This is a genomic window from Rhodococcus aerolatus, assembly GCF_054783215.1.
This window is the reverse complement of the sequence record NZ_BAAGQZ010000029.1, coordinates 61,924-81,410: the sequence shown is the minus strand read 5'-3', so window position 1 is coordinate 81,410 and position 19,487 is coordinate 61,924. Positions and strand designations below refer to the sequence as shown.

The 19,487-nt window shown below is 75.4% G+C and carries 15 protein-coding genes and 1 tRNA gene; 6 read left to right on the top strand and 10 right to left on the bottom strand.

Features of this window, described 5'->3' with window-relative positions; translation table 11 throughout:
* The first annotated feature begins 146 nt into the window (after positions 1-146).
* From ACYVOF_RS11490 to ACYVOF_RS11480, 3 genes are read left to right on the top strand one after another with little or no spacing between them, the layout of a single operon-like run.
* Entirely contained in the window at positions 147-1,409 is a 1,263-nt protein-coding gene (locus tag ACYVOF_RS11490) for a nicotinate phosphoribosyltransferase (protein WP_460866864.1), read from the top strand.
* Positions 1,409-3,439 (top strand): ATP-dependent DNA helicase, encoded by a 2,031-nt coding sequence (locus ACYVOF_RS11485; RefSeq protein WP_460866575.1) that lies wholly within the window; start codon positions 1,409-1,411, stop codon positions 3,437-3,439. Before ACYVOF_RS11490 ends, ACYVOF_RS11485 begins: the two co-directional genes overlap by 1 nt.
* Positions 3,436-4,191: a hypothetical protein gene (locus ACYVOF_RS11480; protein WP_460866574.1), complete on the top strand. Its 756-nt coding sequence runs from the start codon at positions 3,436-3,438 to the stop codon at positions 4,189-4,191. Before ACYVOF_RS11485 ends, ACYVOF_RS11480 begins: the two co-directional genes overlap by 4 nt.
* A 16-nt stretch (positions 4,192-4,207) precedes the next feature.
* Here ACYVOF_RS11480 and ACYVOF_RS11475 read toward each other — a convergent pair whose 3' ends face one another.
* The 6 genes from ACYVOF_RS11475 to ACYVOF_RS11450 all read right to left on the bottom strand — a co-directional run bounded on the left by ACYVOF_RS11475 (position 4,208) and on the right by ACYVOF_RS11450 (position 10,742).
* Positions 4,208-4,936, bottom strand: coding sequence for a peptidyl-tRNA hydrolase (locus ACYVOF_RS11475; RefSeq protein ID WP_460866572.1), 729 nt, complete (start codon positions 4,934-4,936; stop codon positions 4,208-4,210).
* Positions 4,937-4,943: 7 nt separating this feature from the next.
* Entirely contained in the window at positions 4,944-6,188 is a 1,245-nt protein-coding gene (gene serB, locus ACYVOF_RS11470) for a phosphoserine phosphatase SerB (protein ID WP_460866570.1), read from the bottom strand.
* Positions 6,189-6,279: 91 nt separating this feature from the next.
* Positions 6,280-8,049 carry an aa3-type cytochrome oxidase subunit I gene (gene ctaD / locus ACYVOF_RS11465; RefSeq protein ID WP_460866569.1) on the bottom strand — a complete coding sequence of 590 codons (1,770 nt, stop codon included), beginning with the start codon at positions 8,047-8,049 and terminating at the stop codon, positions 6,280-6,282.
* 252 nt (positions 8,050-8,301) lie between these two features.
* Positions 8,302-8,374, bottom strand: a tRNA-Ala gene (locus ACYVOF_RS11460).
* 75 nt (positions 8,375-8,449) lie between these two features.
* Positions 8,450-9,175, bottom strand: coding sequence for a DsbA family protein (locus ACYVOF_RS11455; protein ID WP_460866567.1), 726 nt, complete (start codon positions 9,173-9,175; stop codon positions 8,450-8,452).
* Positions 9,176-9,248: 73 nt separating this feature from the next.
* Positions 9,249-10,742 (bottom strand): cryptochrome/photolyase family protein, encoded by a 1,494-nt coding sequence (locus ACYVOF_RS11450; RefSeq protein WP_460866566.1) that lies wholly within the window; start codon positions 10,740-10,742, stop codon positions 9,249-9,251.
* A gap of 247 nt (positions 10,743-10,989) precedes the next feature.
* Between ACYVOF_RS11450 and ACYVOF_RS11445 the strand changes: the two genes are divergently transcribed.
* The gene (locus ACYVOF_RS11445) at positions 10,990-11,643 is read left to right on the top strand and encodes a VIT1/CCC1 transporter family protein (protein WP_460866863.1); all 654 of its coding nucleotides are present in this window, start codon (positions 10,990-10,992) and stop codon (positions 11,641-11,643) included.
* A 10-nt stretch (positions 11,644-11,653) separates the two neighbouring features.
* On the opposite strand, the gene ACYVOF_RS11440 is transcribed toward ACYVOF_RS11445, so the two are convergent.
* Together ACYVOF_RS11440 and ACYVOF_RS11435 are read right to left on the bottom strand one after the other, a co-directional pair.
* Positions 11,654-12,832 carry an MFS transporter gene (locus ACYVOF_RS11440; RefSeq protein WP_460866862.1) on the bottom strand — a complete coding sequence of 393 codons (1,179 nt, stop codon included), beginning with the start codon at positions 12,830-12,832 and terminating at the stop codon, positions 11,654-11,656.
* A 163-nt stretch (positions 12,833-12,995) separates the two neighbouring features.
* Positions 12,996-13,565, bottom strand: coding sequence for a TetR/AcrR family transcriptional regulator (locus ACYVOF_RS11435; RefSeq protein ID WP_460866564.1), 570 nt, complete (start codon positions 13,563-13,565; stop codon positions 12,996-12,998).
* A 97-nt stretch (positions 13,566-13,662) separates the two neighbouring features.
* Here ACYVOF_RS11435 and ACYVOF_RS11430 point away from each other — a divergent pair, with 97 nt between their 5' ends.
* Positions 13,663-14,562, top strand: a complete 900-nt coding sequence (locus tag ACYVOF_RS11430) for an SDR family oxidoreductase (RefSeq protein ID WP_460866860.1) — start codon at positions 13,663-13,665, stop codon at positions 14,560-14,562.
* Positions 14,563-14,565: 3 nt separating this feature from the next.
* Here the strand turns inward: ACYVOF_RS11430 and ACYVOF_RS11425 are convergent, their stop codons facing one another.
* Both ACYVOF_RS11425 and pgm read right to left on the bottom strand, forming a co-directional pair.
* Positions 14,566-15,408, bottom strand: coding sequence for a GNAT family N-acetyltransferase (locus tag ACYVOF_RS11425; RefSeq protein ID WP_460866563.1), 843 nt, complete (start codon positions 15,406-15,408; stop codon positions 14,566-14,568).
* Positions 15,409-15,473: 65 nt separating this feature from the next.
* The gene (pgm, locus tag ACYVOF_RS11420) at positions 15,474-17,108 is read right to left on the bottom strand and encodes a phosphoglucomutase (alpha-D-glucose-1,6-bisphosphate-dependent) (RefSeq protein ID WP_460866561.1); all 1,635 of its coding nucleotides are present in this window, start codon (positions 17,106-17,108) and stop codon (positions 15,474-15,476) included.
* Positions 17,109-17,278: 170 nt separating this feature from the next.
* Between pgm and ACYVOF_RS11415 the strand changes: the two genes are divergently transcribed.
* Positions 17,279-19,375, top strand: coding sequence for an ArnT family glycosyltransferase (locus tag ACYVOF_RS11415; RefSeq protein WP_460866560.1), 2,097 nt, complete (start codon positions 17,279-17,281; stop codon positions 19,373-19,375).
* Positions 19,376-19,487: the final 112 nt, after the last annotated feature.

Sequence of the window (19,487 nt, the reverse complement as noted above, 5' to 3'; positions counted from 1 at the left end):
CCCGAGGGTATCGACACCCCGGCCGCCACCGGAACCGCTCGCCGGCCGTCGGTGCGCTCGTAGAGTCTGGCCCCGTGTCCCCCGACAGCCGCCCGCCCGGTGCCCGCCCCAGCTCGGCGCTGCTGACCGACCGCTACGAGCTGACCATGGTCTCCGCGGCGCTGGCCGACGGCACGGCCGCGCGCAGCTGCGGCTTCGAGGTGTTCGCGCGCTCGCTGCCCCACGGCCGCCGCTTCGGGGTGGTGGCGGGGACCGGCCGGCTGCTCGAGCTGCTGGCCGACTTCCGGGTCGACGAGGCGACGCTGGACGCGCTCGGGCCCGTGGTCGACGCGACGACGCTGCGGTGGCTGCGCGACTACCGCTTCACCGGTGACGTCGACGGTTACGCCGAGGGCGAGCTCTACTTCCCCGGCTCCCCGGTGCTGCGGGTGACGGGCAGCTTCGCCGACGCGGTGGTGCTGGAGACGCTCGTGCTCTCGGTGCTCAACCACGACAGCGCCGTCGCCTCGGCCGCGGCCCGGATGGTGTGGGCCGCGGCGGGCCGGCCGCTGATCGAGATGGGCTCGCGGCGCACCCACGAGGAGGCGGCCGTGGCCAGCGCCCGCGCCTGCTGGCTGGCCGGCTTCGACGCCACGTCCAACCTCGCCGCCGGCGCGCGGCACGGCGTGCCCACCGCCGGCACGAGCGCCCACGCGTTCACCCTGCTGCACACCACGGGCGACGGGCCCGACGAGGCCGCCGCGTTCCGCGCCCAGGTCGACGCGCTGGGGGTGGGCACCACGCTGCTGGTGGACACCTACGACATCACCCGCGGCATCGAGACCGCCGTGGCCGTGGCGGGCCCCGGGCTGGGCGCGGTGCGGATCGACTCCGGTGACCTCGGGGTGCACGCCCGCGCGGCCCGCGCCCAGCTCGACGCCCTCGGCGCCACGGGGACCCGGGTCGTGGTCTCCGGCGACCTCGACGAGCACGCCATCGCCGCGCTGCGCGCCGACCCGGTGGACAGCTACGGCGTGGGCACCTCCGTCGTGACCGGGTCCGGCGCCCCCACCGCGGGCATGGTCTACAAGCTCGTCGAGGTCGACGGGATCCCGGTGGCCAAGCGCAGCAGCCACAAGGAGACCCGGGGCGGGGTCAAGGCCGCCCTGCGCGCGGCCCGGCCCACGGGAACCGTCGTGGAGGAGCTCGTCCACCCCGCCGGGGAGGCCCCCACGGCCCGGTCCGGGGACCGCGTGCTGACCCGTCCGCTGGTGCGCGGCGGCGAGCCGGTGGCCGACCTGCCCGACCTGGCCGCGGGCCGCGAGCTCGTCGCCGCCGGGCTGCGCAGCCTGCCGTGGGAGGGCGTGGCCCTCTCCCAGGGCGAGCCCGCCGTCCCCACCCGGTACCTCGCGCCCGGGCAGGCCCGCTGATGGCGGCCAGCACCACCGACCTGCTCGCGACCGCGGTCACCGCGCTGGGCGGGTCCGAGCGCACCGGCCAGGTGGCGATGGCCTCCGCGGTCGACCACAGCATCGACACCGGGGAGCACCTGGCCGTGCAGGCGGGCACCGGGACCGGCAAGTCGCTGGCCTACCTGGTGCCGGCCGTGCGCCACGCGGTGCAGACCGGGGGCACGGTCGTGGTCTCCACGGCCACGATCGCGCTGCAGCGCCAGCTCGTCGAGCGCGACCTGCCGCGGCTGGCCGACGCGCTGGCCGGCTCGCTGTCCCGGCGCCCGGAGTTCGCGATCCTCAAGGGCCGGCGCAACTACCTGTGCCTGCACCGGGTGGCCTCGGGCGCCCCCGAGGAGCCCGAGGACCAGCAGCTGTTCGACCCGTTCGCCGTCTCGCGGCTCGGCCGGGAGGTGCAGCGGCTCACCGAGTGGGCGGAGAAGACGACCACCGGCGACCGGGACGACCTCAACCCCGGGGTGAGCGACCAGGCCTGGCGGCAGGTCAGCGTGAGCGCCCGGGAGTGCCTGGGCGCCGCGCGCTGCCCCGTCGGCGACGAGTGCTTCGCCGAGCTGGCCAAGGCCAGGGCGGGCGGGGCGGACGTCGTCGTCACCAACCACGCCCTGCTGGCCATCGACGCGGTCGGTGACGCCGCGGTGCTGCCCGAGCACGACCTGGTCGTCGTCGACGAGGCCCACGAGCTGGTCGACCGGGTGACCGCCGTGGCCACCGCCGAGCTGTACTCCGGGGCCGTCACCGCCGCCGCGCACCGGGCCGCGAAGCTCGCCGACGAGCGCGAGGTCGACCGGCTGGAGGCGGCGGGCGAGGACCTGGCCATGCTGCTGGCCGCGATGCCGCCCGGGCAGTGGACGTCGGTGCCCGACGGCGCCGGGCCGTGCCTGGCCGCGGTGCGCGACGCCGCGTGGGCCGTGCGCAGCGGGATCGGGCCGATGCCGCCGGGGGCCGCTGCGAACGACCCGCAGGCCGCGGCCGCCCGCACCGCCGCCCTGGCCCTGGTCGAGGAGGTCCACGACACGGCGGTGCGGGTGCTCACCGGCTTCGACGAGCCCGACCCGGCCAAGCGGCGCGACGTGGTCTGGCTGGCGCAGGACGAGCGGCGCGGCGCCCTGCTCAAGGTGGCGCCGCTGGCCGTCGGGGGCCTGCTGCGCACCAAGCTGTTCGACGAGACCACGGTGGTGCTCACCTCGGCCACGCTCGCCCTGGGCGGGTCCTTCGACGCCCTGGCCGTGCAGTGGGGCCTGCCCGCGCAGTCGTCGTCCCGGGCGGAGACGGCCGTGGCGACCGGGAAGGAGCCACCGTCGGACACCGGGACGGCCCGGTGGACGTCGCTGGACGTGGGCTCCCCGTTCGACCACCCGCGCGCCGGGATCCTCTACGTGGCGAAGCACCTGCCACCCCCGGGCCGCGACGGGGCGGGCGAGGAGCAGCTCACGGAGATCGCCGAGCTGGTCCGCGCCGCGGGCGGCCGCACGCTGGGGCTGTTCTCCTCGATGCGCGGGGCCAAGGCGGCCGCGGCGGCGATGCGGGAGCGCCTGGACACCCCGGTGCTGTGCCAGGGCGACGACGCGACCGGTCTGCTGGTGGAGAAGTTCGGCCGCGACCACGCCACCTCGTTGTTCGGCACGCTGTCGCTGTGGCAGGGCGTCGACGTGCCCGGCCCGTCGCTGACGCTCGTGCTCGTCGACCGCATCCCGTTCCCCCGGCCCGACGACCCGCTGCTGGTGGCCCGGCAGCGCGCGGTGGAGTCCCGCGGCGGCAACGGCTTCCTCGGTGTGGCCGCCACCCACGCCGCGCTGCTGCTCGCCCAAGGGGTGGGCCGGCTGCTGCGCAGCGTCGACGACCGCGGCGTGGTGGCGGTGCTCGACCCGCGCCTGGCCACGGCGCGCTACGGCGGGTTCCTGCGGGCCTCGCTGCCGCCGTTCTGGGAGACCACCGACCCGGCCGTGGTGCGCGCCGCGCTCACCCGGCTGGCCGCCGCCGACTCGTGAGCGGGCCGGCCACGGTGGGCTCCCCGGTGCTGCTGGCCGAGGCGTCGCGCTGGTCGCCGGCGGCCGCCCGCCCGGTGACCTGGATGTTCCTGGCCATGCTGGTGACGTTCCTGCTCACCCGGCTGGTGACGCGCCGCATCCGGGCGGCGGGCGCCGGCGGGGCGCTGCGCGACCTGTCCCTGGGCGGGGTCCACCTGCACCACCAGGTGTTCGGCGTGCTCATCATGGTCGGCACGGGCCTCGCCCTGATCGAGGGCGAGCTCACCGGCACCGCGCTGCGGCTGGCCGCGGCCGGCTTCGGGGTGGGGGTCTCGCTGACCCTCGACGAGTTCGCGCTGCTGTTCTACCTCGACGACGTCTACTGGACCGCGGAGGGCCGCGCCTCGGTCGACGCGATGTTCTGCGTGCTGGTCCTGACGGGGATGCTCGTCGCCGGCTTCACCTTCGGGGTGCACGCGGACAACCCCCGGCTGCAGCTGCTGACCCTGGGCTACCACGGGGTGGGGCTCGTCGCGGGCCTGGTGTGCGCGCTGCGCGGCAAGCTCGTCACCGCCGTGGTGGGCACGCTGCTGCCCCCCGTCGCCCTCGTCGGGGCCGTGCGGCTGGCCAAGCCCCGCTCGTGGTGGGCGCGGCGGTGGTACCCGCCGGCCCGGGTGGAGCGGGCCCGGCGCCGCTTCGGCCCGGCCTACGACGCGCGCTGGAACCGGGTGCGCGACCTCGTCGCGGGCTCCCCCACCCACCCGTCGTCCTGACCGGCTCCCGGTCCCGTCAGGGCCAGGTGGCGACCACGGTCGTCGAGCCCGCAGGCACCTCGGTGTAGCCGGCGTCGCGCACCGCCACCGCCCGGCCGGCCGCCGCGTCGGCCACCAGCCCGCGCCAGTGCGCCCCGCCCGCGTCGCGGACCGCGCACGGCAGGCCCGCGTCGTGCCAGGCCGCCAGCCGGTCCGGGTCGGTGCGGGCGAGCGCGGCGCCGAGCAGCATGCTCGCGTGCCCCACCTGGGCGGCCAGCTTGCCCACGGTCATCTCCAGCCCGGCGTCGCACCACAGCACGGGGTGCCCCGTCGCGGGGGGTCCGGGCTCGTCGTCGGGCAGCTCGGTGCCGCTGATCTGCAGCCGCCGCACCCGCGGGTCGAGCGCGCCGACCGGACCGGGCACGAGCGCCCGGGCCTGCGCGCCGCCGACGTCCACGGTCACCCCGGCCAGCTCCTCGGCCGCCCGCCAGTGCGCGCCGCGGGCCCGCCGGGTCACCTTGCGGATGCGCGTCGACGTCCACGCCAGCACGGGCTCGTGCCACTCCCCCTCGGGGGCGCAGCGGTCGTCCAGGCACAGCGCCAGCGCCGCGGCCGCCGCTGCGGCGAGCAGGGCCGAGCGGGCCGGCGGCTCGGCGCGCTCCACCCGCAGCACCACGGGCATGGCCAGGACCTGGGCCGGGTCGGGCGGGTCGGGGGTGCCGCGCCCCCGCGGGTCGAGCAGCGGGGCCAGCGTCGTGGTGTCCATCAGCCGGTCACGGGATGGGGACGCGGCGGACGATGCCGTCGGCGGCGTCCGCGGTCTCGACCTCGGCCCGGGTGAAGCCGAGGACGAACAGGACCGCGTCGAGGTAGGGGTGGTTCAGGGCGGTGTCGGCCACCTCGCGCAGCGCGGGCTTGGCGTTGAACGCGATGCCGAGCCCGGCCGCGGCCAGCATGTCGATGTCGTTGGCGCCGTCGCCCACGGCCACGGTCTGCTCGATCGGCACGCCCACCGACGCGGCGAACCGTCGCAGCAGGGTCGCCTTGGCGGCCCGGTCGACCACCTCGCCCACGACCCGGCCGGTGAGCCGGCCGTCGACGACCTCGAGGGTGTTGGCCGCGGCGAAGTCGAGCTCGAGCTCGGCGGCCAGCGGCGCGATGACCTGGGTGAACCCGCCGGAGACCACGCCGCAGCGGTAGCCCAGCCGGCGCAGCGTGCGGATCGTCGTCCGCGCCCCCGGGGTCAGCTCGAGGGACCGTGCGACCTCGGCGAGCACGCTCTCCGGCAGCCCGGCCAGGGCGGCCACGCGGCGGTGCAGGGACTCGGCGAAGTCCAGCTCGCCCCGCATGGCCGCCTCGGTCACGGCCGCCACCTCGGCCTCGCGGCCCGCGCGGGCGGCGAGCATCTCGATGACCTCGCCCTGCACCAGGGTCGAGTCGACGTCGAACACCACGAGCCGCTTGGCCCGCCGCGCCAGGCCGCCGCGCTCGACGGCCACGTCGACCCCCTCGGCGGCGGCGACCTCGGCCAGCGCGGACCGCAGCGCCGCGTCCGCCTGCGCCCCGTCGACCGGGGTGGAGACCTGCAGCTCCAGGCCCGTGACCGGGTAGTCCGCCACGCCCCGGATCGCGTCGATGTTCACCCCGGACCCGGCGAGGACCGCGGCGACGGCGCGGAAGGCGTGCGCGGTGACCGGCCGGCCCAGCACCACGACGACGTGCGTGGAGGCCACCCGCACCGAGGAGCCGGCGCCGAGCTCCACGGCCACGGACACCCCCGCCCGGGCCATGGCCGCCTCGACCCCGTCCCGCAGGGCGTCGCGGTCCCCGGGGCAGTCGACGAGGACGCCCAGGGTGAGGCGGTCGTGGATGACCACCTGCTCCACGTCGAGCACGTCGACCTCGTGCTCGGTCAGCACCCCGAACAGCGCCGAGGTGACGCCCGGCCGGTCCGGTCCGGTGACGGTGACGAGTACCGGACGCGGCGCGTGGTGGGGCTCACCGGCGGGGTCGCTCACGGGCGTGGTCCTCCTCTGCCCGGCTGCGGGCGGCTGGCACGACCGTGCCCCGACCACCGGGGGTGGTCGGGGCACGGTGCGGGGTGCGGTGCTACTTCGACTTCGCGTCGGAGCCGTTCGTCTCGTCGGGCTCGATGACGTTGGAGATCTTCTCCGAGGGTGCCGCCCCCCCCTCGTGACCACGACCGCCGATGTGCGCTTCGAGCCGCACCCGCTCGGTCATGTGCGGGTAGTGCAGCTCGAACGCCGGGCGCTCGGAGCGGATCCGGGGCAGCTCGGTGAAGTTGTGCCGCGGCGGCGGGCAGGACGTGGCCCACTCCAGGGAGTTGCCGTAGCCCCACGGGTCGTCGACCGTGACGACCTCGCCGTAGCGGTAGCTCTTGAACACGTTCCAGATGAACGGCAGCGTCGAGGCGCCGAGGATGAACGCGCCGATCGTGGAGATCGTGTTCAGCGTGGTGAACCCGTCCGAGGGCAGGTAGTCGGCGTAGCGCCGCGGCATGCCCTCGTTGCCCAGCCAGTGCTGCACCAGGAACGTGGTGTGGAAGCCGACGAACGTGGCCCAGAAGTGGAACTTGCCCAGGCGCTCGTCGAGCATCCGGCCCGTCATCTTGGGGAACCAGAAGTAGATGCCGGCGTAGGTGGCGAACACGATCGTGCCGAACAGCACGTAGTGGAAGTGGGCCACCACGAAGTAGGTGTCGGACACGTGGAAGTCGATGGGCGGGCTGGCCAGCAGCACGCCGGACAGGCCACCGAAGAGGAACGTGACCAGGAAGCCGACGGAGAACAGCATGGGCGACTCGAAGGTGAGCTGGCCCTTCCACATGGTGCCGATCCAGTTGAAGAACTTCACCCCGGTGGGGACCGCGATGAGGAACGTCATGAAGGAGAAGAACGGCAGCAGCACCGCGCCGGTGGCGTACATGTGGTGCGCCCACACCGCGATCGACAGGGCGGCGATGGACAGCGTGGCGTAGATGAGGCCCTTGTAGCCGAACAGCGGCTTGCGGCTGAACACCGGGAAGATCTCCGAGACGATGCCGAAGAACGGCAGCGCGACGATGTAGACCTCGGGGTGGCCGAAGAACCAGAACAGGTGCTGCCACAGGATGACGCCGCCGTTGGCGGGGTCGAAGACGTGGGCGCCGAGGTGGCGGTCGGCGGCGAGGCCGAAGAGCGCGGCGGTGAGGATCGGGAACGCCAGCAGGATGAGCACGCTGGTGACCAGGATGTTCCAGGTGAAGATCGGCATCCGGAACATCGTCATGCCGGGGGCGCGCAGGCAGACCACGGTGGTGATCATGTTGACCGCACCGAGGATGGTGCCCAGCCCGGAGACGGCCAGGCCCATGATCCACAGGTCGGCGCCGGCGCCCGGGGAGTGCAGCGCGTCCGACAGCGGGGTGTAGGCGAACCAGCCGAAGTCCGCGGCGCCGCCGGGGGTGATGAAGCCGGAGATGACGATGAGCCCGCCGAACAGGTACAGCCAGTACGAGAAGGCGTTGAGCCGCGGGAACGCGACGTCGGGGGCACCGATCTGCAGCGGCAGGATGTAGTTGGCGAAGCCGAAGACGATCGGCGTCGCGTACAGCAGCAGCATGATCGTGCCGTGCATCGTGAACAGCTGGTTGTACTGCTCGTTCGAGAGGAACTGCAGGCCCGGCCGGGCCAGCTCGGCGCGCATGAGCAGCGCCATGAGGCCACCGGCCAGGAAGAACGCGAACGAGGTGACCAGGTAGAGCAGACCGATCGTCTTGGGGTCGGTCGTGTGGATCATCTTCCGGACGAAGGACCCACGGACCTCCTCCCGGGCGGGGTACGGCCGGGTGGCAACCGGCTGTGGCGCTAGGGCCGTCAAAGCTCCTCCTGACTGCGCGGGATCCCCTGCGGGAACCCGGACCAGCACGTCCACGACCGAGGTCGTCGCGGATGATGGTAGCGCTCGGCGGCCCGGCCCGCCCCGCCACCCGGGGCCGCCCGGCGGTGGCGTCGCGCACCCCCGCCGGGGCCCCCGCCGCGACCTCCGGCGGGCGCCCCCGGGAGGGGCCGGACGCGCACGGACGAGGGCCCCGCACGGTGATCCGTGCGGGGCCCTCGTCGACGTCCGGGGTGGAGCTGAGGGGACTCGAACCCCTGACCCCCACACTGCCAGTGTGGTGCGCTACCAGCTGCGCCACAGCCCCGTGACTGCGGAAGGGAAGTTACACCATCGCGCGGGGGTCCCCGGACCACCCCCGCCGGGCCGGGAGCCGGTGGGCTCAGCCCAGGTTCGCGATCCAGCTCGAGTCGTTGAGGTTGACCTGCTGGCCGTCCGCGATGACCGTCGGCGTCCCGATGCTCTCGGTGCCGAGCTGGGTGGCCAGCTGCTGCTCCCCCGCGACGGCCGCCGCCGCGGCCACGTCGACCTGGGCGCCGTCGGCGACGCACTGCACCGCCGGCTCCGCCGCACCCGCGGCGCGGGCCAGCTCGGCCAGCCGGTCGTTGCCCAGGTCGCTGCTCGCGCCCTCGGCGGGCTGGTTGGCGAACAGCGACGCGTGGTAGGCGGGGTACGCCGAGCCGGTCCCGGTGGGGCCCCCGCCCTGCGCGGCGCAGAGCAGCGCGCCGGCCGCGCGGTCGGAGTACGTGCCGCTGGCCGACTTCGGGTTGAGGAAGTGCAGCATGTGGTAGCGGACGGCGACCTTGCCCTGGTCGACCGCCTGGGCCAGCTCCTGGCCGTACACCCGCTCGAGCTGGGCGCACACCGGGCACTGCATGTCCTCCCACACGTCGATCGTGGTGGCCGCGTCGGGCTGGCCGACGCGCACGACGGCGTCGGCCACCGTGACCGGGGCGGTGGCGGTGCCGTAGCCCTCGTTGCGCGTGGTCGTGCGCTGGCTGTTCCAGAACACCAGCCCGACGACGACCACCACGACGACGGCGACGACACCGATCACCAGGCCCTGTCGGCTCTGGACCGGGCGGGGGGCGGGCTGCCTGGCGCTCACGTCGTTCGGCTCCTCGGGTCGGGCGTCGGGGGTCGGGCAGGGGCGCCCACCACCAGGGTGCCAGGCGCGGGCACTAGAACTGCTCGCGCTGCTTCTCCTGCTCGAGCAGCGGCTCCAGGTCCTTGAGGCGGTTCATCGTCGCCACCGACCGGGCGGTGCGGTTGTTGGCCTTCATCCGCTCCTCGTGGCGGTGCACGAACGCCCAGTACCCGGCGGTGAACGGGCACGCCTTCTCCCCCACCCGCACCTTGGGGTCGAAGGCGCACCCGGAGCAGTGGTCGGTCATCTTGTTCAGGTAGGCCCCGCCGGAGGCGTAGGGCTTGGTCGCGATGAGGCCGCCGTCGGCGTGCTGGCTCATGCCGACGACGTTGACCGGCATCACCCAGTCGTAGCCGTCGACGAAGGCGGTGGCGAACCAGTCGGTCAGGGCGCGCGGGTCGTAGCCGCGCTGCAGGGCGTGGTTGCCCAGCACCATCAGCCGCGGGATGTGGTGCACCCAGCCCCGGTCGCGGACCCCGGCCAGGGCGTCGGACAGGCACTTCGCGGTGACCGCGTCGGCGTCCAGCGAGGTCCACCAGTCCGGCAGCGGGGCGTGCGCGTCGAGGGCGTTGCGGTCGAGGTACTCCTCGCCCAGGTGCCAGTAGAGGTGCCAGACGTACTCCCGCCACCCCAGCACCTGCCGGACGAAGCCCTCCACGCTGGCCAGCGGGGCGTCGCCGTCGCGGTGGGCCTGCTCGGCGGCGTGCACGGCCTCCAGCGGGTGCAGCACACCCATGTTGAACGGCACCGAGAGCAGCGAGTGGCTCATGGTCCAGTCCCCGCCCATCACGGCGTCCTCGTAGGGGCCGAAGTCGGCGAGCCGGTCGCGGACGAACGCCGCGAGCGCCGCCCGTGCCTCGCCCGTGGTCACCGCGAACTTCCGCGGGCCGTCCTCGCCGACGGTGTCGAGGTCCATCGCGTCGAGGTCGGCGCGGACCTGCTCGTCGATGTCGTCCTCGGTCGGCCACCACGGCTCGGGCACGCCGAGGGTGGTCTGCTTCTTCGGCGGCTGCTCCCGGTTGTCCTCGTCGAGGTTCCACCGCCCGCTGACGGGCCGGTCGCCGTCCATGAGCACCTCGAAGCGGCGGCGCTGGTCGCGGTAGAAGGTCTCCATCCGGAACTGCTCGCGGCCGTCGGCCCAGGTGGCGAAGTCCTCGCGGGACAGCGCGAACATCGGGTTGGGCAGCACCTCGGCGACGAGGCCCTCCTCGGCCAGGCGGTGCACGAAGGCCTCCGCCGCCCGCGAGGTCGGCTCGTGGACCACCACGGGCTCGCCGACCTGCGCGAGGGCCTCGCGGTAGGTGCGGGTGCGCAGCAGCGTCGCGCGGTCGCCGAGCCCGTCCGCGGCGTGGCGCAGCCCGGAGAGCACGAGGTGCAGCTTCTGGCGGTGCGAGGGCCGGCGCCGCAGCGAGGTCTCGGCCTCGACCAGGACCACCCGGCGGTGGGCGTGCTCGGGTCCGGAGTGCACGTGCTCGCCGAGCTGGTCGGCGAACAGCCACAGCGGGGCGTCGTCAGCGGGGTCGCTCATGGTGGGAGATGGTCGCAGCGGGCGGGCGCCCGCGCCGGGTGACCACGGCCACGCAGGGCAGCCTCACCACGGGTTGGGCAGCCTCACCTTCGTCCACAGTGGAGACCGGACGCAGGTAGCGTGTCCCCTCGTGACGAGCACGGACCCCACCCGCCAGGCCGACCTCGACCCGGCGGCGCCGCAGACCCCCGACCCGACCGGTGCCGACGAGGTCGGCCACAGCCACGCCGACGTCTCCGGCGGATGGCTGCGCGCCGCCGTCTTCGGGGCCATGGACGGCCTGGTCACCAACGTCTCCCTGGTCGCGGGCATCGGGGCCGCCGGGGCCGCGCCGCGCACGATCGTGCTCACCGGCGTGGCGGGCCTGGTCTCCGGCGCGTTCTCCATGGCGCTGGGCGAGTACGCCTCCGTGCGCACCCAGAACGAGCAGGTGGACGCGGAGGCGATCAAGGAGCGCCGCGAGCTGGCCACCAACCCGGTCGCCGAGGAGGCCGAGCTCGCCGAGATGTTCGGCGCCATGGGCCTGAGCGAGGCGACCGCGACGACCGCGGCCCGCGAGGTGCACGCCGACCCGGAGAAGGCCGTCAAGCTGCACCTCACCCAGGAGCTCGGCGTCGACCCCGACGAGCAGCCCTCCCCCTACGTGGCGGCCGGCTCGTCGTTCGTCATGTTCGCCCTCGGCGCCATCATCCCGATCGTCCCCTACCTGCTCGGCTTCGCCTCGCTGCTGGCCGGCCTGCTCTGCGGCGCCGTGGGGCTGCTGCTCGCCGGCGCCGTGGCCGCCACGTTCACCTCCGCCCCGCGGTGGAAGGGTGCGCTGCGCCAGCTGCTGTTCGGGGTGATCGCCGCGGGTGCGACCTACCTGGTGGGCATGGCGATCGGCGTGTCCCCGGCGGGCTGACCGGCCGTGGTCAGTCGGCGGTGCTGACGCGGGCCGGCAGCGTCTCGGGCACCCGCGACCACAGCAGCACCGGGGCGAGCACCAGCACCCCGGTGAGCGCGAACGCCACCTCGAACGAGAGGTGCTGGGCGACGAAGCCGGCGATGAGCGGGCCCAGGATGCCGCCGAGGTCCTGCGACATCTGGAACCCCGCCAGGGCCGGGCCACCGCGGCGCTCGTTGCCGATGACGTCGGCCACGGTGGCCTGCTGGGGCGCGTTGAGCAGCCCCTCCCCCACCCCGGAGAGCAGGCACAGCAGCAGGAACACCCAGATCGCGCCGGACAGGCCCAGCACCAGGGTCGAGCCGCCGAGCACGAGCAGCCCGGCGATGACGAGCGGGCGGCGGCCGCGGGTGTCGGACAGCCGTCCCGACGCCGCCATGAAGGCGACGTTGCCGACGGCGAACACGGCCAGCGCCCAGCCGCCGACGCTCGACGACGCCCCCAGCACCGTCGTCGCGAACAGCGGGACCAGCGCCACCCGCACGCCGTAGACCGCCCAGCCGTTGGCGAACGACGAGGTCAGCGCGACCCGGAACGCGGGGTGGGCGGCGGCCTCGCGGAACGACAGCTGGGGGCGGACGTCGTCGGTCACGCGCGCGGCCAGCGCGGAGCCGCGCAGCCGCGTCCACACCACCGCCGCCGCGACGAGCAGCGCGCCCGCGTAGAGGAAGAACGGCACCCGCAGGCCGAACCCGACCAGCAGGGCGCCCAGCACGGGGCCGAGGATGCTGCCGAGCAGGAAGCTCGACGCGTACATCCCCGTCACCCGGCCGCGGATGCCGGGCGGGGCGATCCGCACCAGCAGCGCCACCGCGGAGACGGTGAACATCGTCGAGCCGACGCCTCCGAGGCCGCGGAACACCAGCAGCTGCCAGTAGCTCTGCGCGAACCCCGTCGCCCCGGTGGACGCGGCGACGATGAGCAGGCCCGCGAGGTAGACGGGCTGCTCGCCGAGGCGCTGCACCAGCCGGCCCGCCCCGGGGGCGAACAGCAGCCGCATGAGGGCGAACGCGCTGATGACGGCGGACGCCGCGGTGACCCCGACGTCGAAGCTCGCGGCGAAGTTGGGCAGGGCGGGGGCGACGAGGCCGAAGCCGAGCGCGATGACGAAGGCGGCGGAGATCAGCACCCAGATCTCGGCCGGCATGGGCACCTCGGTTCCAGGGCCGCGGCCCCGACCGCCCAGCCGTCCCCCGGACCACCGGCCCAGCACGTCGGTCACGCGCGCCCCCTCCTGCTCGTCCCTGCAGCCAGCGCCGCACCGGCCCGGGGTATTCCGGGACGCGCCCGACGGGACGTGCCCGGCGCCCCTACCACCGCGCGGTGACGTCGCGGAGCTCGGCCAGGACGTCCTCGACGACGTCGACCAGCGGCCGGGCGTCCGCCGCGGCGAGCCACCGCGCGAAGGCGACGCGGAAGACGGTGCCCGCCGTCTCGGCGGCCAGCACGGCCGCCGCGGCGTCGACCCCCCGGGCCGTCATCGCCGCCGCGAGCTGCTCGACGAGCCCGGCCAGCTTGTGCTGCTCCCGCTCGGCGAGCGGCGGGTTCGCGTCGAGCAGCGCCTGCCGGGCCAGGGACCGGTCGCGGCCGCCCGGGGGGAAGAACGCCGCGCCGCCGCGGACCGCGGCCGCGGCCACCGCCATGGGCGACGCACCGGCGGGCGCCCCCCGGACCGCGTCGAGGAAGGCCTCGACGAACCGCTCCTGGCCGTGGAAGACCACCTCGCGCTTGTCGGCGAAGTGCCGGTAGAAGGTCCGCTCGGTCAGCCCGGCCGCAGCCGCGATGTCGCCGGCGGTGACGTCGTCCCAACGGCGTCGCTCGAGCAGCTCCAGCGCGGCGCGCTGCAACCGCTCCCGGGTCCCCGCCTGCCACCTGCCCACCGCACCACCCTAGTGATGACAGCGACTGACATCACGGTCTAGGCTGATGTCAGTGACTGACATCGAGCCGGTCACCCCTCACCGACGGGAGATCCCCATGCACGTCTTCGTCACCGGCGCCTCCGGCTGGATCGGCACCGCCACCGTCGCCGACCTGCTCGACGCGGGCCACACCGTCACCGGGCTGGTGCGCTCGGACGCCTCGGCGCGGGCCCTGGCCGAGCGGGGCGCCACGCCGCTGCGCGGCGACCTCGACGACCTCGGGTCGCTGCGCGCCGGCGCGGAGCGCGCCGACGGCGTGGTGCACCTGGCCAACAAGCACGACTGGGGCGACCGGGTGGCCACCGACGCCGCCGAGCGCGCCGCCGTCCAGACCCTCGGTGAGACCCTCGCGGGCACGGGCAGGCCGTTCGTCGTCGCCTCGGGCCTGGCGATGCTGGCGCAGGGGCGCGCGGCGGTCGAGTCGGACCCGTCGCCGATGCACGGCCCGGAGTCGCCTCGCGGCGGGTCCGAGAACCTCGCGCTGGAGTATGTCGACTCGGGTGTGCGCACCGTCGTCGCCCGGTTCGCGCCGACCGTGCACGGCCACCGGGACCACGGGTTCGTCGCCGTCCTGGCCGACACCGCCCGGCGCACCGGGGTCGCCGCCTACGTCGACGACGGCACCGCCGCGTGGGCCGCGGTGGCGCGCACGGACGCGGCCCGCTGCGTGCGGCTCGGCCTCGAGTCGGCCCCCGCCGGCAGCGTCCTGCACGTGGTCGCCGAGGAGGGGGTCCCGACGGCGGAGATCGCCGCCGCGCTCGGCCGGGTGACCGGTGCCGAGGTGCGGTCCGTGCCGCGGGAGCGGGCGGCGGAGCAGCTCGGGTTCCTGGGCGGCTTCTTCGGGATGGACATGCGGGCCTCGTCCGGCGCGACGCGGGACCTGCTGGGCTGGGAGCCCGTCGGCCCCGGGCTGCTCGAGGACATCGACGCCGGCGCCTACTCCGCGACCGGGTAGGCGCTACTCCTCGCCGAACCCCGCTTCCTCGTCGACGCGACGGGCGTAGGTGGTGACCGGGTAGGCGGTGGTGAAGTCGCACGCCTCCGCCAGGTGCTCCTCCGCGGCGGCCTCGGTGACCTGGGCCGCCAGCAGCGTCGCCCCGGCCGCGAGCAGACGCCCGCCGAGCGCGTCGACCAGCGCGGTCCCGATGCCGCGGCGCTGCCGGGCCGCGCGGACGACGACGTGCTCGAGCAGGCCCACGGCGCCGCCGCCGTGACCGACCGCGACCCCGGCGAGCCGATCGAGGTCGCCGTCGTCGACGAGGAGGACGTGGCTGCGGGGGTCGTCGAGCCGGTGGCCGAGCAGGCGCACCAGCGAGGGCAGCCCGTCCTCGGGCAGGTCCACCGCGTCAGCGAGCAGCTCGGCCACCCCGGGCAGGTCGGCGTCGCGGGCCTCGCGCACGGGCAGCGCCGGCTCCTCGGGGGCGCTGAGCCGGACGACCACGAGGCTCTCCGCCACGGCGAACCAGCCGGCGTCGTCGGCCAGTCCCTGGATCTCGGGCACGGTGGTCGGTGAGGCGTGGACCAGGGCCTCGCTGCGGCCCGCGTCGGCGAAGGTGGTCTCCAGCGCGAGCAGGGTGCGGCCCACCGCGGCGGAGGTGGCGTCGAGGCCGACGGCGAAGCTGCCGGTGGGCAACGGGCTCGACGGGTTGAGCACGACCCGGGCGCAGCCCACCCGGGTGACCCGGCCGTAGCGCACCGCGCCGGCCGCGAGCTGGGCGTCCTCCACCTGCTCGGCCAGCGCCCGCGCGGCCTGCGGGGACAGCACGGTGGGGTCGTCGGGGTCGACGAGCGGGTCGCTCACGGGGTGGTCCGCGGGTCGCTCACGGGGTGGTCCGCGGGTCGCTCACGGGGTGGTCCGCGGGTCGCTCACGAGGCGCCCAGCACCCCGTCGACCAGCTGCTGCGCCTCGGCCTGCACGTCGGCCAGGTGGCCCGCGCCGGAGAAGCTCTCGGCGTAGATCTTGTAGACGTCCTCGGTGCCCGAGGGCCGCGCGGCGAACCAGGCGTTCTCGGTGACCACCTTGAGCCCGCCCAGGGCCGCGCCGTTGCCCGGGGCCTCGGTGAGGACCGCGGTGATGCGCTCGCCCGCCAGGGTGTCGGCGCTGACCTGGTCGGCGGACAGCTGCGCCAGCGTCGCCTTCTGCTCCCGGCTGGCGGGGGCGTCGGTGCGCGCGTAGGCGGGGTTGCCGTGCCGGCCGGTCAGCTCGGCGTAGCGCTGCGACGGGGTCTTCCCCGTCGTCGCGGTGATCTCCGAGGCGAGCAGGTCGAGCAGCAGGCCGTCCTTGTCCGTCGTCCACACCGAGCCGTCGCGGCGCAGGAACGACGCCCCGGCGCTCTCCTCGCCGCCGAAGCCGACGGAGCCGTCGAGCAGGCCGGGCACGAACCACTTGAACCCGACGGGCACCTCGACGAGCTCGCGGCCCAGGTCGGCCACCACCCGGTCGATCATCGAGCTGCTGACCAGGGTCTTGCCCACCGCGGTGCCCGCGGGCCAGCCGTCGCGGTGGGAGAACAGGTAGTCGATGGCCACCGCGAGGTAGTGGTTGGGGTTCATCAGGCCGTGGTCGGGGGTGACGATGCCGTGGCGGTCGGCGTCGGCGTCGTTGCCGGTGGCCAGGTCGTAGGAGCTCCGCGCGCCGATCAGCGAGGCCATGGCGTTGGGCGAGGAGCAGTCCATCCGGATCTTGCCGTCGGTGTCGAGGGTCATGAAGCGCCACGTCGCGTCGACCAGCGGGTTGACCACGGTGAGGTCGAGGCCGTGGCGCTCGGCGATCTCGCCCCAGTAGTGCACGCTCGCCCCGCCGAGGGGGTCGGCGCCGATGCGCAGCCCCGATCTGGCGACCACCTCGAGGTCGACGACGCTGGGCAGGTCGTCGACGTAGGTGCCGAGGAAGTCGTAGCCCTGCGCCTGGGCCCGCGCCCGGGCGAAGGGCACCCGGGCGACGCCGTCGAGCCCGGCGCGCAGCAGGGCGTTGGCCCGGTCCGCGATCCACCCGGTGGCGTCGGAGCCGGCCGGCCCGCCGTTCGGCGGGTTGTACTTGAACCCGCCGTCGCGGGGCGGGTTGTGCGACGGGGTGACGACGATGCCGTCGGCCCGCGGGCCGTCCCCGCGGTTGTGCCGCAGGATCGCGTGGCTCACCGCGGGGGTGGGGGTGAACGCGTCGCGGTCGTCGACGAGCACGGTGACGTCGTTGGCCGCGAGGACCTCGAGCGCGGTCACCCAGGCGGGCTCGGACAGGGCGTGGGTGTCGCGGCCGACGAACAGCGGCCCGGTGGTGCCCTGCTGGGCCCGGTACTCGCAGATCGCCTGGGTCGTGGCCGCGATGTGGGCGTCGTTGAACGCGGCGTCGAGGCTGGAGCCGCGGTGCCCGGAGGTGCCGAACACCACCTGCTGCGCGGGGTCCTCGGGGTCCGGGGTGAGCGTGTAGTAGGCCGTCACCAGGTGGGCGAGGTCGACGAGGTCCTCCGGCCGCGCGACCTGGCCGGCCCGCTCGTGCGCCATGTGCTGCTCCCTCTGCTCGCGGTGGTGGTGCGGGGCCCCATCCTGCCCCGTGCGTGATTCCTGCAGCCACGAGGCGAGGTTGCGTTCACAGCCGGGCCGCAGCCGCCTCGCAGCGACCGCCCGGCAGCCGCCCGCACGCTGGCGTCCGACCCCGAGCCGGAGGACCCACCGTGAGCCTGCTGACCGCCCCCCGCGCCGCCCACCGGCGCGACCCCGATCCCGCCCCGCCCGGCACCATCCCGGCCGCCGGAGAGCCGCGTCCGCGGCGCGGCCGACCCCGTTGGGAGTGGGCCGCGCTCGCGGTGCTGCTCGCCGGCACCGGCGCGCTGTACCTCACCGACCTCGCCGCGAGCGGGTTCGCCAACACCTTCTACGCCGCCGCGGTGCAGGCGGGCACGCAGAGCTGGAAGGCCTGGTTCTTCGGCTCGCTCGACTCGGCGTCGTTCATCACCGTGGACAAGCCGCCCGCGTCGTTGTGGGTGATGGGCCTGAGCGCCCGGATCTTCGGCTTCTCCAGCTGGTCGCTGCTGGTCCCCCAGGCGCTGATGGGCGTGGCGTCGGTCGGCCTCCTGCACGCCGCGGTCCGCCGCACCTCGGGCCCCGCCGCCGGGCTGCTCGCCGGGGCGGTCCTGGCGCTGACCCCGGCGGCGGCGCTGATGTTCCGCTTCGACAACCCCGACGCCCTGCTGGTGCTGCTCATGACCGCGGCCGGGTACGCCGTGGTCCGGGCGCTGCCGCGGGCGAGCGGACGCTGGCTCGCCCTGGCCGGGGTCCTGCTCGGCCTCGCGTTCCTGACCAAGATGCTGCAGGGCCTGCTCGTGCTGCCCGCGTTCGGCCTGACCTACCTCGTCGCGGCCCCCACCTCGCTGCGCCGCCGCCTCGGCCACCTGCTGGGTACGGCTGCGGCCCTGGTGGTCTCGGCCGGCTGGTGGGTGCTCACCGTGCAGCTGTGGCCCGCGGACGCGCGGCCCTACATCGGCGGCTCGACGGACAACACCGTCATGGACCTGGTGCTGGGCTACAACGGCCTGGCCCGGATCCTCGGGGGCGCCGGCAACGGGGGCGGTGGTGGCGGCTCGACCGCCGCGGCCGGGTCGTCGTTCGGTGGCGCGACCGGGCTGGACCGGTTGTTCGGCTCCGAGATGGGCATCGAGATCTCGTGGCTGCTGCCCGCCGCCCTGCTCGCGCTGGTGCTGGGCCTGGTGGTCCGCGGCCGTGCGCCCCGCACCGACCCGGCGCGTGCCGGGCTGCTGCTCTGGGGCGGCTGGCTGCTGGTGACCGGCCTGGTCTTCAGCTACATGTCCGGCACGGTGCACCCGTACTACACGGTGGCGCTGGCCCCGGCGATCGGCGGTGTCCTCGGCGTCGGCGGCGCCGCGCTGTGGGCCCGGCGTGACCGCGTGGCCTCCCGCACAGGCCTGGCCGCCCTGGTCCTGGCCGCGGGCGGGTGGAGCGTCGTCCTGCTGGCGCGCGACGCCTCGTGGCACCCGGAGCTGCGCTGGGTGGTCCTCGTCGGGTCGGTCCTGGGTGCGGTCGGCCTCGTCGCCGGCTCGCTCGCCGGACTGCGACGGCTGACGGTCGCGGCCCTGCTGGTCGGGGTGCTGTCCGGCCTGGCGGGCACCGCGGCCTACGCGGTCGCCACCGCCGCGACCCCGCACGGCGGCTCCATCCCCACCGCGGGGCCGACGGGAGCAGTGGCCGACACGGGTGGCGCGGGCGGCGGGGCGCCCACCGGCGGCGGCGGGACGGCCCCGGGCGGCGGGACGGCCCCGTCCGGGACGGCCCCGTCCGGCGCCGGCGGAAGCGGGACACAGGGTGCACCACCCTCGGGTGGCACCGCACCCACCGGGGCGGGCGCCGGCGGGTCCGGCAACGGCGCCGGCGGGTCCGGCAACGGCTCCGGCGGGTCCGGCAACGGCTCCGGCGGGCAGACCGCCGACACCGAGCTCGCCTCGCTGCTGTCCTCGACGACCACCACCTGGTCCGCGGCCACCGACGGCTCGCAGTCGGCGGCCACGATGGAGCTGGCCAGCGGCACCGCGGTGATCGCCATCGGCGGCTGGAGCTCCGACCCCACCCCGACCCTGGCGCAGTTCCAGGCCCTGGTCGCCGCCCACCAGGTCACCTACTACGTGGCCGGCGGCGGTGCCGGGGGCGGGGGCGGTGGCAGCACCGCGTCGGAGATCAGCCAGTGGGTGAGCTCCACCTTCACCGCCACCACCGTCGGGTCGAGCACCGTCTACGACCTCAGCGGCGCGACCGGGTAGCCGCCCGCCGAGCGCCGGTGTGTCGCGCGGGTCCCGCCCCCTGGGGCCGCGACACACCGGCGCTCGGCCGTGCGGACGGCGTGGAACAAGCCGGGCGCCCGCCCCCGTTGCA